Annotated in this window: 12 protein-coding genes; all 12 read right to left on the reverse strand. The window is 35.9% G+C overall.

All coding sequences use genetic code 11. From position 1 onward, the window contains the following. Positions 1 to 30: 30 nt before the first annotated feature. The 12 genes from ymfI to HMPREF2937_RS05705 all read right to left on the reverse strand — a co-directional run bounded on the left by ymfI (position 31) and on the right by HMPREF2937_RS05705 (position 15110). Positions 31 to 735: an elongation factor P 5-aminopentanone reductase gene (ymfI, locus tag HMPREF2937_RS05650; protein ID WP_070864188.1), complete on the reverse strand. Its 705-nt coding sequence runs from the start codon at positions 733 to 735 to the stop codon at positions 31 to 33. Continuing rightward, complete coding sequence (gene yfmH / locus HMPREF2937_RS05655; RefSeq protein WP_070864189.1) at positions 736 to 2022, reverse strand: EF-P 5-aminopentanol modification-associated protein YfmH; 1287 nt, start codon at positions 2020 to 2022, stop codon at positions 736 to 738. It lies immediately after the preceding gene. Next, entirely contained in the window at positions 2023 to 3249 is a 1227-nt protein-coding gene (gene yfmF, locus HMPREF2937_RS05660; protein WP_180364621.1) for an EF-P 5-aminopentanol modification-associated protein YfmF, read from the reverse strand. A gap of 58 nt (positions 3250 to 3307) precedes the next feature. Continuing rightward, positions 3308 to 4030 (reverse strand): GntR family transcriptional regulator, encoded by a 723-nt coding sequence (locus HMPREF2937_RS05665; protein WP_002480723.1) that lies wholly within the window; start codon positions 4028 to 4030, stop codon positions 3308 to 3310. Between the two features lie 2 nt (positions 4031 to 4032). Continuing rightward, complete coding sequence (locus HMPREF2937_RS05670; protein ID WP_002480722.1) at positions 4033 to 6405, reverse strand: FtsK/SpoIIIE family DNA translocase; 2373 nt, start codon at positions 6403 to 6405, stop codon at positions 4033 to 4035. 232 nt (positions 6406 to 6637) lie between these two features. Further along, positions 6638 to 8311: a ribonuclease J2 gene (rnjB, locus tag HMPREF2937_RS05675; RefSeq protein ID WP_002480721.1), complete on the reverse strand. Its 1674-nt coding sequence runs from the start codon at positions 8309 to 8311 to the stop codon at positions 6638 to 6640. Positions 8312 to 8500: 189 nt separating this feature from the next. Then, positions 8501 to 10606 (reverse strand): polyribonucleotide nucleotidyltransferase, encoded by a 2106-nt coding sequence (pnp, locus tag HMPREF2937_RS05680; RefSeq protein ID WP_070864191.1) that lies wholly within the window; start codon positions 10604 to 10606, stop codon positions 8501 to 8503. Positions 10607 to 10770: 164 nt separating this feature from the next. Next, positions 10771 to 11040: a 30S ribosomal protein S15 gene (gene rpsO, locus HMPREF2937_RS05685; protein WP_002480719.1), complete on the reverse strand. Its 270-nt coding sequence runs from the start codon at positions 11038 to 11040 to the stop codon at positions 10771 to 10773. 124 nt (positions 11041 to 11164) lie between these two features. Then, positions 11165 to 12139 (reverse strand): bifunctional riboflavin kinase/FAD synthetase, encoded by a 975-nt coding sequence (locus tag HMPREF2937_RS05690; protein ID WP_002480718.1) that lies wholly within the window; start codon positions 12137 to 12139, stop codon positions 11165 to 11167. 14 nt (positions 12140 to 12153) lie between these two features. Then, positions 12154 to 13068 carry a tRNA pseudouridine(55) synthase TruB gene (gene truB, locus HMPREF2937_RS05695; protein ID WP_180364620.1) on the reverse strand — a complete coding sequence of 305 codons (915 nt, stop codon included), beginning with the start codon at positions 13066 to 13068 and terminating at the stop codon, positions 12154 to 12156. Between the two features lie 118 nt (positions 13069 to 13186). Continuing rightward, entirely contained in the window at positions 13187 to 13756 is a 570-nt protein-coding gene (locus HMPREF2937_RS05700) for a PepSY domain-containing protein (RefSeq protein ID WP_070864192.1), read from the reverse strand. Then, positions 13734 to 15110 (reverse strand): sensor histidine kinase, encoded by a 1377-nt coding sequence (locus tag HMPREF2937_RS05705; RefSeq protein ID WP_070864193.1) that lies wholly within the window; start codon positions 15108 to 15110, stop codon positions 13734 to 13736. The genes HMPREF2937_RS05700 and HMPREF2937_RS05705 overlap by 23 nt, the downstream gene beginning before the upstream one ends.

The raw sequence follows: 15110 nt of genomic DNA on the forward strand, positions 1-15110 counted from the left end.
TCTCTAAGTATATGAATATGGAATTCATGTTTAAATATACCAACCGCCATTGACTTTCTGTATTGTACCTGTGACACTTTGTGCACGTTTATCATAAAGATAAGCACATGTGTACGCAACTTCATCTGGTGTAACCATACGTTGTTGTGGCAGTTCATCAATAATAGTTGCTAATTCAGAAGGTTCAAACTCATCTGCCATATTACCACTGACCATGCCAGGTGTCACAGCATTGACTGTAATATTTGTCATCGCAAGTTCTTGGCTTAAAGCTTTCACAAAACCGATTTGTGCCGCTTTCATCGCAGAATAAACAGTTTCCATGCTCGCACCTGTTTCTCCCCATATTGAAGAGATAATTAAAATGCGGCCATGAGCACTTGCTCTTAATTGTTCTAAAAAGAAACGTGTAATAAGCATCATGTTTTTAACATTCAACTGATAACATGCATCAATGTCTGTTGCTGTCATATCTTGAAACATGCCATATAAACTGCGACCAGCTGCATAAACTAAAACATCCAAATTATGAATAAATGAAAATACAGATTCCATGTTTATATCATGCGTCAAATCCGCTTGTACAAACGATACATTCTGACTCTCATATTTAGCTTTCAGCTGATCTGGTGACGATTGATTATAATGAACAATGACCTCATAACCATCTGACAATAATTGTTCTACAATAGCGGAACCAATAGAGCCAGAACCTCCAATGACTAATGCTTTCATTTACTTCTTAATCTCCAGTCTGCTGTCAGCAATTTGATCAAAGTTTAAACTTTTCTCTGCCGCTTCATTAATACTCTCTAACGTAATACTATCTACAATGTCCAACATATTGAATAAGCTGACACCTTCGAAATAAAGTTTTGTATATTGATTCGCAATATATTCTGGTGAGTTCAAACTTGAAATAAACTCTCCAATAAATTGTTTCTTCAACAATTCAAAGGCTTCTTCATCTTCTAAATTGCCGACCTTAGCTTTCAACTCATCCAACAATAATGACTTCAACTTATCTGGGTCTGGTGTTGAACTTGTAATTAAAGAGAAGCTGTAAGAAGGTTCTAACACAAATTGATAACCAAATGTATCATCAATTAAGCCTTCATTTAATAAGTTTTGATAGAAGTCTGTTTCTTCACCTAATACCATTTCGAAGAAGAATGTCATTTCAATATCACGTTTCATAAAGACTTCTTTTGATGCTTGTTGCGGTACGTTTTTAAAGCCAAGCATCAATCTTGGAATTTGAATATTCATTTCCTCAACCACTTTGGTTTGTTGAACTGCTTCAGGCTCTTCTAAGTTATCGCGTACAATTTCAGGCTGTGCTGTCAATTCTCGTTTTGCTTCATGATCACGAACTAAATCATGAATACGTTCAGGATCGACATTACCTACAACAAACATCACCATATTAGATGGATGATAAAATGTTTCGTAGCAAAGATATAAATCATCTTTTGTAATTTCATAAATACTTTCAACACTGCCAGCAATATCTACTTTAACAGGGTGTTGTTTATACATTGCACGTAATGTATTGAACATTAGCTTATAACCTGGTTGTTCTTGATACATTTTTATTTCTTCAGCAATAATCCCTTTTTCTTTTTCAACTGTTGCTTCAGTGAAATAAGGCGTCTCTACCATGTTCATCAAACGTAAAATGTTCGACTCTACATTTGAGGTTGCGCTAAATAAATAACTTGTGCGATCGAAACTTGTAAAGGCATTGACTTGTGCGTTATCTTCCGCAAAGTCAGTAAATAAGTCGCCTTCTTCTTTTTCAAATAATTTATGTTCTAAGAAATGCGCAACACCATCCGGTACTGTCACAAATTCATCACTGCCTAAAGGTTTAAATTTGCTGTCTAATGAACCGAACTGTGTCGTATATGTAACAAATGTTTTTTGGAACCCTGGCTTTGGAATGATAAAAACTTTTAAGCCATTATCCATTTGCGCTTCATATACTGTTTCATCGATTAACTCATAATAACGTTTTTTCATTTATGCTTCGTCCTCCTTCGTCAACACATAAATCGTATCTAGGATGGCACTTTGTGTGAGACGAATAACATCTTCTTTCGTCACATCGTGAATTTTTTGTCCATAATTACCATTTGTTAAATCTTTCGGTAATAAGATTTGATTATGCGCAATTTCTACCATACTTTTCGGACGATCTTGTGATTCATTACGTTGTGAAATTAAAATTTTCTTCGCAAGTTCTAATTTCTCTTCACTGAATTCACCACGTTGGAATTTTTCAAATTCCGCTAAAATCGTATCTTTCGCAACTTCATATTTTTCAGCAGAAACACCACTTAACACAAACATGTAGCCATTCTTACCATCAATTTGTGAATGTACAGAATATGCTAAACTTTGTTTTTCACGCACTTCATTGAACAAGACAGATGATGGATCGCCACCGAACATTGTGTTGAAGACCACAAAGGTATAGTAATCTGGTTGTCCATAGTATGTGTTGAAGCGATAACCGATGTTCAACTTCGCTTGGTCAATTTCGTCATATTCTACAATAGTTTGCGGCAGTTCGTCTTTAGAACGTTGTGCTTGAATGACTGAAGACACTTGTTGTAGTGGTTTAATATCAAACAGTTGTTTGATTTTGTCTGTGACTTCTTCTGAATCGACATTACCTACGACATAAACAGCACAATCATCGTTCTCTAACATGGATTGGTATGTATGATATAACAATTCTGGTGTGATTTGAGGTATATGTTCGATTAAACCTGATGCTAGATAACTATATGGTTGATCGCCAAACATGTTTTTCATTAATTTTAAGAAAGCTAGTTGTGCTTTATTATCATTGATTGCTTCTAGTTTCTTTTTCAATAATGTCTTTTCTTGTGTCACAAATATTTCATTGAAACGTTCGTTTTCAACTAACGGATGATAAAGAATTTGTTGAAGTAATGCTAAACCTTCATCAAACAAAGGGTCTTTATGTTTTAAGTAACGTTCGTTCACAATTTCTAATGTAATTGTGATGACATGTTTATCCTTGAACTTTGTCACGAAACTATTGACATAAGCTCCATATAACTCTGATAGTTTTCTGTTAAACGCTTTATCTGTCGGCCATTCTTTTGTGGCTCTGACAAGTAATTTACTTAACAAGGCACGCGCAGTCATAGTTTCTTCATCCAGCGGTGCCATAAATTTGAATGTGATAATTGTTGTTTTAAATTTATCCGTCGGCATCACCTTAATGCGCGGCTCTGTATGATTGTGTTGTTGACTCACACTGTCACACCCTTTCTTAATTTTCTTCAATTTTACGTATTGTTTTAAATTTGACTACTTCACTCTTGAAGTAATTATAAGAGTAAAGAATCGGTCTGTTTTGATGGTCATAATGGATTTGTCTTAATAGCATCAATGCTTCATTTGGTGCTGACTCTAAAGCTTCTGATACTTTAGGTTCATAGCTAACCGATTCAATCTCTGTTTCTGAATATGCGATACTGATATCAGCAAAAGCTTTGATTGCAGTTAAAATGGATTCATCATGCGCTTGAAATGCAGCACAAGTCAGGTAACTCGTTGCCACTTTATCTAAACAATAAACAACAGGACTACCATCAGCGGTTCTGATTCTTTCAATCAACGTGACAAATTCGCCTTCTTTTAAATCCAGCGCTTTACGATCATACATTGTTGCTGGTTGTTGATCTAAATTCATAAAGATTGTGCCCGCTTTATAACCTTCATTTTCAATCATTTTGCTGATGCTTAACAACTTATCAAGTGGATAGAAGAAAGGTTGAGAAGTTTTAACACTCGCTGTTGCTTCAAAGTTTTGTGTTAAAACTTGTTCCGTAATAAGTTCATCCACTGCATCATATACATCATCAGTTTTTGCGTTAACTTCTCTTGCGATTGATAAAGTACTTGGAACCGGATCACCCGGTTGCAAGTTACCTTCTTCAATTTCATTTAATATCCATTCTTTAATTCTGTATATCGAATTCGTATTTGTCATCATTACACCTCACCATTATCTAAATCCACTAATACTTGTCGTGGTTTACTGCCTCGTTGTGGTCCAATCACTTGGTTGTTTTCTAAATCATCCATTAAACGTGATGCACGGTTGTAACCGATTCTGAATTGACGTTGTAAAAGGGATGTACTCGCTTTTTGCTGTTCGACAATAAATTGATAAGCTTCATCATATAGCGGATCTTCACTTTTCTTTTCTCCGCCCTCTGGTGTTGTACCAGGTTCCATTTCTTTAACATAATTCGCTTTTTGTTGATCAATTACAAAATTCACTACATTTTGAACTTCTTGATCACTTAAGAATGCACCTTGGATACGCGTTTGAATAGAACCGCCATTACCAAAGTACAACATATCCCCTTTACCTAATAGCTTCTCAGCTCCGCCTCGGTCGATAATCGTACGAGAGTCTGTTTGAGAGCTGACCGCAAAGGCAATACGTGATGGAATATTGTTCTTGATTAATCCCGTAATAACATCCACAGATGGACGTTGTGTCGCAATAATTAAGTGAATGCCTGCAGCACGAGCCATTTGTGTAATACGTTGAATCGCATTCTCAACATCTTTACCTGCAACCATCATCAAGTCAGCTAATTCATCTACAATTACGACAATATAAGGTAATAGAGATTGTTTTTCATCTAATTCCTCATTTTGACGCTTCATATAATCATTATAGCTTTCAATATTTCTCGTACCCGTATGTTGGAATAAATCATAACGACGTTCCATTTCCGCCACAATTTTCTCTAACGCTTGCGATGCTTTATGAGGATTTGTGACCACTGGAATTAATAAATGCGGAATACCGTTATATACATTCAATTCTACCATTTTTGGGTCAATTAGCATGAGTTTTACTTCATGTGGTTTCGCATTCAGTAAAATACTCGTAATGATACCATTGATACATACAGATTTACCGCTTCCGGTAGAACCTGCCACAAGCAAGTGCGGCATTTTATTTAATTCTACGCTGATAGGTTCGCCTGATATATCTCTACCCAAACCTACCTCTAATTTATTCTTAGAAGGGAATTTTTCATCTAAGACTTCTTTTAATGAAACTAATGCGATTTTATCATTCGGTACTTCGATACCTACTGCTGAACGACCAGGAATCGGCGCTTCAATACGCACATCTTTGGCAGCCAAAGCTAACGCAATATCATTATGCAAGTTGACGATTTTGCTGACTTTAACCCCTTGTGCTGGTTGTACTTCATATTGAGTCACTGCCGGACCGATTTTGATTTGGGTTACTTTCGCATTAACATTAAAGTTCTTCAATGTATTTTCAAGCAGTCGCCCTTTCTTTTGAACTTCAGCACGTGATGTCGTTTTTTGTTTCACTGGTTCATTCAAAATAGAAAGCGGCGGTAATTGATAGTCTGAATTTTCAACTTCACCCGCTTCAGAAATACTGCCCATATCTTCAGATGATTCTGTTGATTCATTTGTTTGTGTTTGTTCTACCAACTGACGTTTTTCACGTTTTCTTTTAGGTGCAGGTTCTGCTTGAGGTTTAGGTTCTGCTGGTTTTGGTGTCTCTTCTTTTTGATCATCACCGAAAATCGGAATCGCAGCTTCTTGCTTCTCTGCTTCTGACATGGGAACTTCTGTAAAGTCGCTGACATCCTTCACTTCTTCTTGTTGTGCACGCTCTGCTGCTTTTTCTTCTTTACGGCGTTGTTTTTCTTCTGCACGCTCAGCTTGACGTGCTTTACGTTCTTTTCTATGTACTGCTGCTTTTTCACTGCCTGATTTTAATTTCTCTAAGAAAATTTTAGCCACATCACGATGACGTTGTTTAGATAATAAAATAAAACTAGAAATAAAAAGTAATATTGTTAAGATGACAACGCCGACAATGGATACAAGCGGTATAGAGAAATGAACTAAATAATAACCAAGCACCCCGCCGCCGAAATTCGGAAAATGGGTTTTATCATATTGACGATACACATAAGAAATAACAGGTTCACGGTCGCCCGCAGCACCTTTCGTAAAGACTAAATACAACTGTGTCGCAAATAATAACGCAACTTGTAACACAATTGAACCTGTTAATCTTCTAGTTTTCGGCAACTTGCCGTTATAAGCTAAAAAGCCTGATGCTAATATAACGAGAATGTAGGTTAAGTATCTACTATAGCCAAACAAGTAATTGAAAAGGGTATCAATTACTCTTCCGATTATTCCTAATTGGAAGGCACCTAGAACAACAAGCACTACCGTAATAATCGCAGCAATATAGCGTAACGGTGCTTCATTTTGTTTTTTCTTTGTGGTTTTTCTTCTTGCTGTCGTTTTACGTTTCGTATTTGTTGTTCTTTTCTTTCTTTGTGCCAAAACATACACCTTCTTTTCCATAAAATATGTCTTAGTGAATATGTATTATGCGTACAGACAAACTAAGGTGCCTATACGCACACATGCTAAACTTACTATCCTTCTATTTTAACATTTAACGTATAGACCACATAGTTACACATGTTTAAAATATGAGCTATACGATGAAATGCTATGGTACGCATGTTTGCACACCATAGCATTCTTGTATGTTAATCTTGCATACTTTTAATTAAACTTCAGAAATAATTGGGATAATCATTGGACGACGTTTTGTGTTTTCAAACAACAACTTGCTGATTTTATCACGCATATTTTGCTTGATTTCAGACCATTCAATACGACGTTCTTGAAGACCTTGTTCCACTATCTCGCGTACTTTTTCTTCCGCTTCTTTCAACAATTCTTCACTTTCTCTGACATACACGAAACCACGTGATTGAATTTCAGGTCCTGCCGCAATTTGTCTGTTTTTCGGATCTAAAGTCACAACCGCAATGAAAATACCATCTTCTGCTAATAAATGGCGGTCACGTAAAACGATATTACCGACGTCACCGACACCGATACCATCAATCAGTACGTTACCTGATTCTACTTTTTCATTTAAAATCATATCTTCGCCATCGAAGTTTAAGACATCGCCTTTTTCAGCTAAGAAAATCTTTTCAGGTGCTACACCTGCTTCAGCCGCTAATTTCGCATGGGCAATCTGCATTTTGAACTCGCCTTGGACAGGGATAAAGTATTCTGGCTTCATGATGTTAATCATCATTTTGAGTTCTTCCATGCAACCATGACTTGATGCGTGGATTTTCTTATTATTTGGGATGATATCTGCTCCGGCACGTGCTAATTCATTTAACGTGTCACCGATAATTACTTCCATGTTAGCTGACGCTGTCATGGCTAAGAAGACTGAATCACCTTTTTCGATATTCATAATTTTATGCTTTTGACGCGCCATTTGGTTCAATGCTTCTACAGGTTCTCCTTGCATACCTGTCGCAATAATTACCACTTCATTTTTCGGATAATTTTTAACTTCATTAATTGGAATTAATAAGTCTTTTGGAATATCAAAGTATCCCATTTTACGTGCAATATTGAATGATGTTTCTAGTGAACGTCCTAAGAATGAGACTTTACGATTCAATTTGCAGGCAATATTTAACACTTGTTGAATTCTGATAAAGTTTGATGCATAGCAAGACACAATCAATCTGCCATTCACTTTTGTAAATGCATCTAACATATGAGATTCAATCACATTTTCAGGTGTGTTGTAACCTGGTTTCTCCGCTTCAGTCGAATCACTGATTAACGCAAAGACACCTTCGTCTCCGATTTCAGTCATTTTCTTAAGATCTGGCGCATAGTTGCCTTGTAAACTTTGGTCAAATTTAAATTCACCAGTATACACAATTGCACCATATGACGTATGAATCGTTACACCTAAACTATCTGGAATACTATGTGATGTATTAAAGAATGAAACATTGACATTTTTAAAGCGCATTACAGATTCATTGTTGACTGTATAATATCTGACTTTCTTATCAATTTTACGTTCTTTCATATATTCTTTAACAAGTGCTAATGTCAATTTAGAACCATATACTGGTGCGTCAACTTTTTCTAAAACATAGCTGACTGCACCAATCGCATGCTCATGTCCATGCGATAAGAATATACCTTTTAATTTATCTTTATTTTCAATGACATATTGAATATCAGGAATTACAATGTCGACACCCAGCATTTCGTCTTCTGGGAACATTAGACCTGCATCCAACATAAACATTTCATCGTCAACTTCAACGATATACATATTCTTCGCAATTTCACCCACGCCGCCAAGCGGGATGATGCGAATATCATTATTCTTTTTCTTTACTAAATTCAATTTTTCTCCTCCTATTTATAATCCCCGACCATATAAGTATTCACTCTATATTATAAGTTAAAATCTTTTTAATGTACACTAATGAATCCATAGGCCAGCACGATGTTAAACCGTACATATGTATAAAAGAATGCTTGTGAAGCAACATCAAGTTGTACAAGCATTCTTCTTATTCAATCTCATATTCTATTAGTTTTCTTTATTTAATAATACACGGTGAGATGCATTCACACGGCCTTTACTGTCAATTTCAGTTACTTTAACTTCAATTGAGTCGCCAAGTTTCAATACATCTTCAACTTTATTGATACGCTCATTCGCAATTTGTGAGATGTGTAATAACGCATCAGTGCCTGGGAATAATTCTACGAACGCACCGTATTTTTCAATACGTTTAACTTTCGCATTATATGTTTGACCCACTTCTGCTTCACGTGTAATTTCTTCAATAATTTCACGCGCACGATTGATCATCGCTTGATCTACTGCACCGATAAAGATAGTACCATCTTGTTCGATATCCAGTTTAACACCTGTTTCATCAATGATTTCATTGATTTTCTTACCGCCAGGTCCAATAACATCTCTGATTTTGTCTGGTTTGATTGTCATTGTTTCAACTTTAGGTGCATACGCACTTAATTCTGGTCTTGGTTGATCGATTGTTTGAAGCATGTGTTCTAGAATTGTTAAACGGCCGACACGTGCTTGTTCTAAAGCTTCTTCAATGATTTCTCTAGTTAAACCATCGATTTTGATATCCATTTGGATTGCTGTGATACCATCTTTAGTACCGGCAACTTTGAAGTCCATGTCGCCTAAAGCATCTTCCATACCTTGAATATCTGTAAGAATTGTATAGTTATCATCGCGTGTTACAAGACCCATCGCAATACCAGCAACTGGTGCTTTGATTGGTACACCTGCATCCATTAAAGCAAGTGTAGAACCGCAAATAGATGCTTGTGATGATGAACCGTTTGATTCAAGCACTTCGCTGACAATACGTACTGTATATGGGAAATCTTGTGTGTCAGGAATGATATATTTCAAAGCACGTTCGCCTAATGCACCGTGTCCGATTTCACGACGACCTGGTGCACGAACTGGACCTGTTTCACCTACTGAGAAGTTCGGGAAGTTATAGTGATGCATAAAGCGTTTTTCAACTTCAGGTCCTAAACCGTCAATTAATTGATATTCGCTTAATGCGCCTAATGTCAATACAGATAACGCTTGTGTTTGACCACGAGTGAATAAACCTGAACCATGTGCACGCGGTAATAAACCGACTTCAGATTCTAATGGACGAATTTCATCTGGCTTACGTCCATCTGGTCGTACTTTTTCATCCGCAATTTGACGACGGACTTCTTCTTTTACTAAATCATTTAAGATTGCATTTACTTCAGCTAGTAACGCTTCGTTTTCCGGATCTTCTTCATCTTCGAAAATCTCAATAATTTCGTCACGAACTGCGTCGATATTTTCTTCGCGTTCTTTTTTATCGAATGTTTGAATTGCTTCTTTCAAACCTTTTTCTTGTGTTAATGCAGTTACTTTTTCTTCGACTTCTGCATCACGTTCAACTGGAATAAATTCTGATTTCTCAGGTTTAAGGTAATCAATAATTTCCTCTTGGAACGCTACTAAACGCTTGGTTTCTTCATGACCGAAGAAAATTGCATCTAACATTTCTTTTTCAGTAATCTCGCTTGCGCCTGCTTCAACCATGTTAACTGCGTCTTTATGGCCTGCAACTTCTAAATCTAAACGAGATTGTTCTTTTTGTTCTACAGTCGGGTTGATTACATATTGACCATCAACATAACCGACATTTACCCCTGCAATCGGACCTTGGAATGGGATATCTGATACACTTAATGCCATTGATGAACCGATCATTGCTGCCATTTCTGGTGAACAATCCGGATCAGCACTTAACACGATATTCATGATTTGAACATCATGGCGGTAACCTTTAGGGAATAATGGACGGATTGGTCTATCGATTAAACGCGCAGTTAAAGTTGCTTCGTCAGCCGGACGACCTTCACGTTTTTTAAAGCCCCCAGGAATTTTACCTGCTGCATACATTTTTTCTTCATAGTTAACTGTTAATGGGAAGAAATCTCCATCACGCGGTTCTTTTGATGCTGTCGCAGTAGATAATACAACTGTATCCCCATAACGTACGAGTACCGCACCGTTTGCTTGTTTTGCCATCTGCCCAGTTTCAATTGTTAACGGACGGTTTGCCCATTCGGTCTTAAACACTTTCTTGTCTTGAGACATTAGGAATCTCCTTTCTCTTACTACCTCTTTTACATTAATAATTCTATCATATCATTTACATGATTATTTTTATACGCACATTCGTATCTAAGCTATAAAAAAAGGAAAGCAACCAACGATGGTCCTTTCCTCTAACTGGTATCAGCGTTTTACTTAAGAAAAGATTAACGACGGATACCTAATGATTTGATTAATTCACGGTAACGTTGAATATCTTTTTTACGTAAGTAGTTTAATAAATGTCTACGACGACCTACCATTTTTAATAACCCACGACGTGAATGGTGGTCTTTTTTGTGTGTACGTAAGTGTTCGTTTAAAGCATTGATTTCTGCAGTTAATACTGCGATTTGTACTTCTGGTGAACCTGTGTCTGTTTCGTGTACACGGTATTGTTTGATTAATTCGTCTTTACGTTCTTGTGAAATTGCCATTGTCAATTTCCTCCTTTAATAATTTAGTCTCCCCAGTCTGAGTCAGGCGTCGGAGTATCGACCTGCCAAGAGTGAGGACTGTTTTTAATCTTGTTTTGATTACCACATGTGTAATCATTCCGACCTAAATATTATAAGATACTTCATCACCGAAATCAACCGATAATAAATATTTCGCTTGTTCTTTATCTTTATTCATTTGTTCTACAAGCGGATCAATACCATCAAACTTGATTTCCGGTCTTAAATAGTGGTGCCAAAAGACAATCACACGTTCACCATAAATATCTTCTTCAAAATCAAAGATATTCACTTCAATCACGACATGTGATTTCTTAGGATCATGGAATGTCGGTTTCACACCCACATTACATACGCCTCTATAAATACGTTGTTCTGTACCGATAGCTAAGCTGACTGCGTACACACCTTTTTTAGGTAATACATAATCGTCGCTCGGTTCAATATTTGCTGTTGGGAACCCGATTGTTCTGCCACGTTTTTCACCTTGGACTACTGTTCCTTTGATGCGGTAACGATAGCCTAGTTCATCATTTGCTTTTTGCAAGTCGCCTTCTTTTAATGCTTTTCTAATTTCAGTTGTTGATATTTTCTCTGAGAACATTTCTTGTTTGCTCACAATCGTTGTATTAAAGTGTGTTTTTAATTCTTGGAGTACAGACATATTGCCTTTACCATGTTTGCCGAATGTAAAATCAAAGCCTGCAACGACTTCTTTCACATGGTTTGCGATTAAATATTCGTTCACAAACTCATCAATCGAAACATCCGCAAATTTAGATGTGAAATTCACAATAATAACATAATCGATGTTATATGATTCTAAAATTTCGATTTTATCACTTAACGGCGTTAAATAATCCGTTCTTTTTTGTTTAGGATTCAATACAACCGATGGATGGGGATCAAACGTCATAATCGCTTTTTTCAAATTACGTTTTTTCGCAATCTCATTTAAAGTATGAAAGACTTGCGCATGTCCTTTATGCAAGCCATCAAAAAATCCCAATGCCATCGCAACGTCTTCTTGTATATATTGCTCAGGTTGAATTGGATGTGTAACTTCAATTACTTTCATTTTGCGATGCTCCTTTAGTTAAATACCTTTTTAGGTTTGATTTCATTCGGTTTCTCAGCGTGCGGAATATAAAGCGCTAAGGCTTTTTCTGTTTCTTTATCTTCCATCACTGTTACTTCATCAATCGCTTCAGAAAATTCATTTTTATAAAATTTCTGTCCATTTAAAATGCGTTTTTTGATGTTCGGGTCGTCAATTTGAATATGAGGCAACCCTTTCAAACCATATTCTATCGGAAATAGCTTTTCCTGTAATGCTTCTTGCTTATATAATTCATCAATTTGATCCAAAGTTAAACTTTCATCGATAGAAAAGCCGCCGCTTTCTACACGTGTTAATTGAGACATATGTGCCGGAAAACCTAATGTTCTGCCGATATCAGTTGCTAACGTTCTGATATATGTCCCTTTCCCACAACGTATAAATATATCAAATGAACATGTGTCATCTTTATACCGAATCTCAGAATTACGTTCAATTTCATAAATGCGTACTTTTCGTTTAGGGCGCTCAACTGTTTCATTATTACGTGCGTACTCATAAAGCTTACGTCCATTCACTTTAACAGAAGAATACATCGGTGGAATTTGTTCAATTTCACCTACAAATGATAAAATCGCTTCATCAATTTTATCAGCTGTTAAATCTTTACTGACTGCTTTCGTTTCTAGCACCTCTCCAGTTTGGTCTTCAGTAGTTGTACTCACACCGACCGTAACCGTTGCTTGATATGCTTTACCCATTTCCATGATATAGTCACTGACTTTAGTGGCACCACCAACACAAATTGGTAAAACGCCATTTACTTCTGGATCTAATGTGCCTGTATGTCCTACTTTTTTAGTATGTAAAATTTTACGCAATTTAAATACAACATCATGGCTTGTTAAACCACGTTCTTTAAATACAGGTAAAATACCCTCCATCAACTACACCTCTTCTCTCTGTCATACCTCTACTATTTTACAATAAATTCAAAATGAAATATAGGCAAAGAAAATAAGCAGCTGTTGAACGCATATAACACTTCAACAGCTGCTTATATTTTTAATCATCAAAATCATCATCGTCGTCATCATCTTTAATTTCGAACCATGACACAGACAGTACTTTTTTATTGAGGGCATTCACTTTAATTACTGCGCCTTCATCATCGTCTACGATTTGTTGAACCGTATAAAAAGGTGGATTGTGCTCTTTTTCTAAATCAATATAAACAAATTGACCTGGCACTTGATGTTGTGCGACCGCTTTTGCTGTTTCTTCTGAAATATAAGGTGTCTCTTTCTTCTTAGTTGCTTTTTCTGGCTGTGATTTTGACTTAGTCGGTTGTTTGACTTTTACTGTATGGACATTTTTAATTGCGCCGTCTTTTTTATCTACTTCTAAATCATACTTCAACCCTTCATCTAACAATTTTACCTTATAAGTTGTTTTAGCTTTGTTCAAAGAAATAGATTGAATTTTGCCGTCATAACGATCATCTACTAGTTTTTTAACTTCTTGTTGGGTGTAGTCGTGTTGCGTGGACTTGAAATAAATCACTGCACATAATATCACTATCAATATACAAATAATGACTATCAACAGTATTTTAATCATCTTTTTGAGCACCATTTGAAGTCACCTTTTCTATAATCAAAATAAACGTTGTGCCAACATCAAGCACACTTTGTACTTGAATTTCTATGTCATTACGTTTGGCTAATTCAAACGCGATATAGAGTCCTAAACCAGAACCCCCAGATTGTCTTGCTCTTGCTTTGTCCACACGATAAAATTTATTGAAGATTTGTTCTAAATCTTCTGGCGGAATACCAATGCCACGATCTGAAATATTCACGTTTATGTGCGTTGGATGTTCCGTCGCATGTATCATCACATCATCTTGACTGTACTTAATCGCATTATCTAAAAAAATTGTCATCAACTGTTTGAACTGATCTTCATTCACAAATGCACGTGCAGTATTATCACAGTGAAATATAATCTCCCTATCATATGCATGTGCGAAACGTGAAGCCTTATGCTCTAATATTTCATTTAAATCAACAGATTGCCGTTCTGCCTGTTGATTACTGCGCTCTACTTTAGCTAAATCCAACATTTGCTCAGTTAAATATTTCAGCCGTTGTGCTTCATCGCTGATCGCATCTATACTTTCATTTAAAATATCTTCTCTAGTTTTTCCAAACCGCTTCAACATCTGACTATATGAATTAATCACCGTAATCGGTGTTTTCAATTCATGAGAAGCATTGGATATAAATGCTTGCTGCTTTTCATCATGTTCCTTTAAATTTTCCATCATATCATTATATGTCTGGGTTAATGCTTGCAACTCTTTAGTATCCTTTTGATTAATATCCATAATGACATAATGATTCGTTTCAATCGTCTTTTTCATTTTCTCAATCAATTGATTTATCGGTTGTAAAATAATTTGAGTCAGTAATCGATTTAATAAAAAGACAATCAACAAAATAAACAATGTAGAAAGTGTTAAAACCACTTTTAAAATATCGTATTTACTGTATTTGAAATCGATATTCTCAAAAATTTGTAAATTACTGACTTCTCCATCTTTCCAAACGAGCGGAATACTGACTAAGACAAAATGATGCCCTTTTTTATAAATAGCCTTTTTATATTGTTTATTTTTATACGGTTCACTTAAATCTTTATATTTTGGATTAGATGTGACTTGAAATTTACTATCATCATCTTTACCTACAATCGCAATATAACCATCAGTTAAAATCAAACTTTGCAATACTTTTTCTTTGTCGTTATGATTTTCTTTGGCCTTTCGTAATTCCTCCATCGTGCTGATTGCTTTATCTTCTAATTGTGCGATTTCCGCATTTAACGAAGTGGTACGATAAATAAAATAGATCGTCAAATTAGTAATAATGACAACAATCGCAATCATCAAAGTAATATAAATTTGAAGTTGTGTTCCTAGTTTCAT

It is taken from the genome of Staphylococcus sp. HMSC061G12 (assembly GCF_001838465.1).
Lineage (GTDB): Bacteria > Bacillota > Bacilli > Staphylococcales > Staphylococcaceae > Staphylococcus > Staphylococcus simulans.

Excerpts from the sequence above, each read along its gene's own strand:
- ymfI (WP_070864188.1), bottom strand. The coding sequence starts at position 735 with ATGAAAGCATTAGTCATTGGAGGTTCTGGCTCTATTGGTTCCGCTATT.
- yfmH (WP_070864189.1), bottom strand. The coding sequence starts at position 2,022 with ATGAAAAAACGTTATTATGAGTTAATCGATGAAACAGTATATGAAGCG.
- yfmF (WP_180364621.1), bottom strand. The coding sequence starts at position 3,249 with ATGCCGACGGATAAATTTAAAACAACAATTATCACATTCAAATTTATG.
- HMPREF2937_RS05665 (WP_002480723.1), bottom strand. The coding sequence starts at position 4,030 with ATGACAAATACGAATTCGATATACAGAATTAAAGAATGGATATTAAAT.
- pnp (WP_070864191.1), bottom strand. The coding sequence starts at position 10,606 with ATGTCTCAAGACAAGAAAGTGTTTAAGACCGAATGGGCAAACCGTCCG.
- rpsO (WP_002480719.1), bottom strand. The coding sequence starts at position 11,040 with ATGGCAATTTCACAAGAACGTAAAGACGAATTAATCAAACAATACCGT.
- HMPREF2937_RS05690 (WP_002480718.1), bottom strand. The coding sequence starts at position 12,139 with ATGAAAGTAATTGAAGTTACACATCCAATTCAACCTGAGCAATATATA.
- HMPREF2937_RS05700 (WP_070864192.1), bottom strand. The coding sequence starts at position 13,756 with ATGGTGCTCAAAAAGATGATTAAAATACTGTTGATAGTCATTATTTGT.
- HMPREF2937_RS05705 (WP_070864193.1), bottom strand. The coding sequence starts at position 15,110 with ATGAAACTAGGAACACAACTTCAAATTTATATTACTTTGATGATTGCG.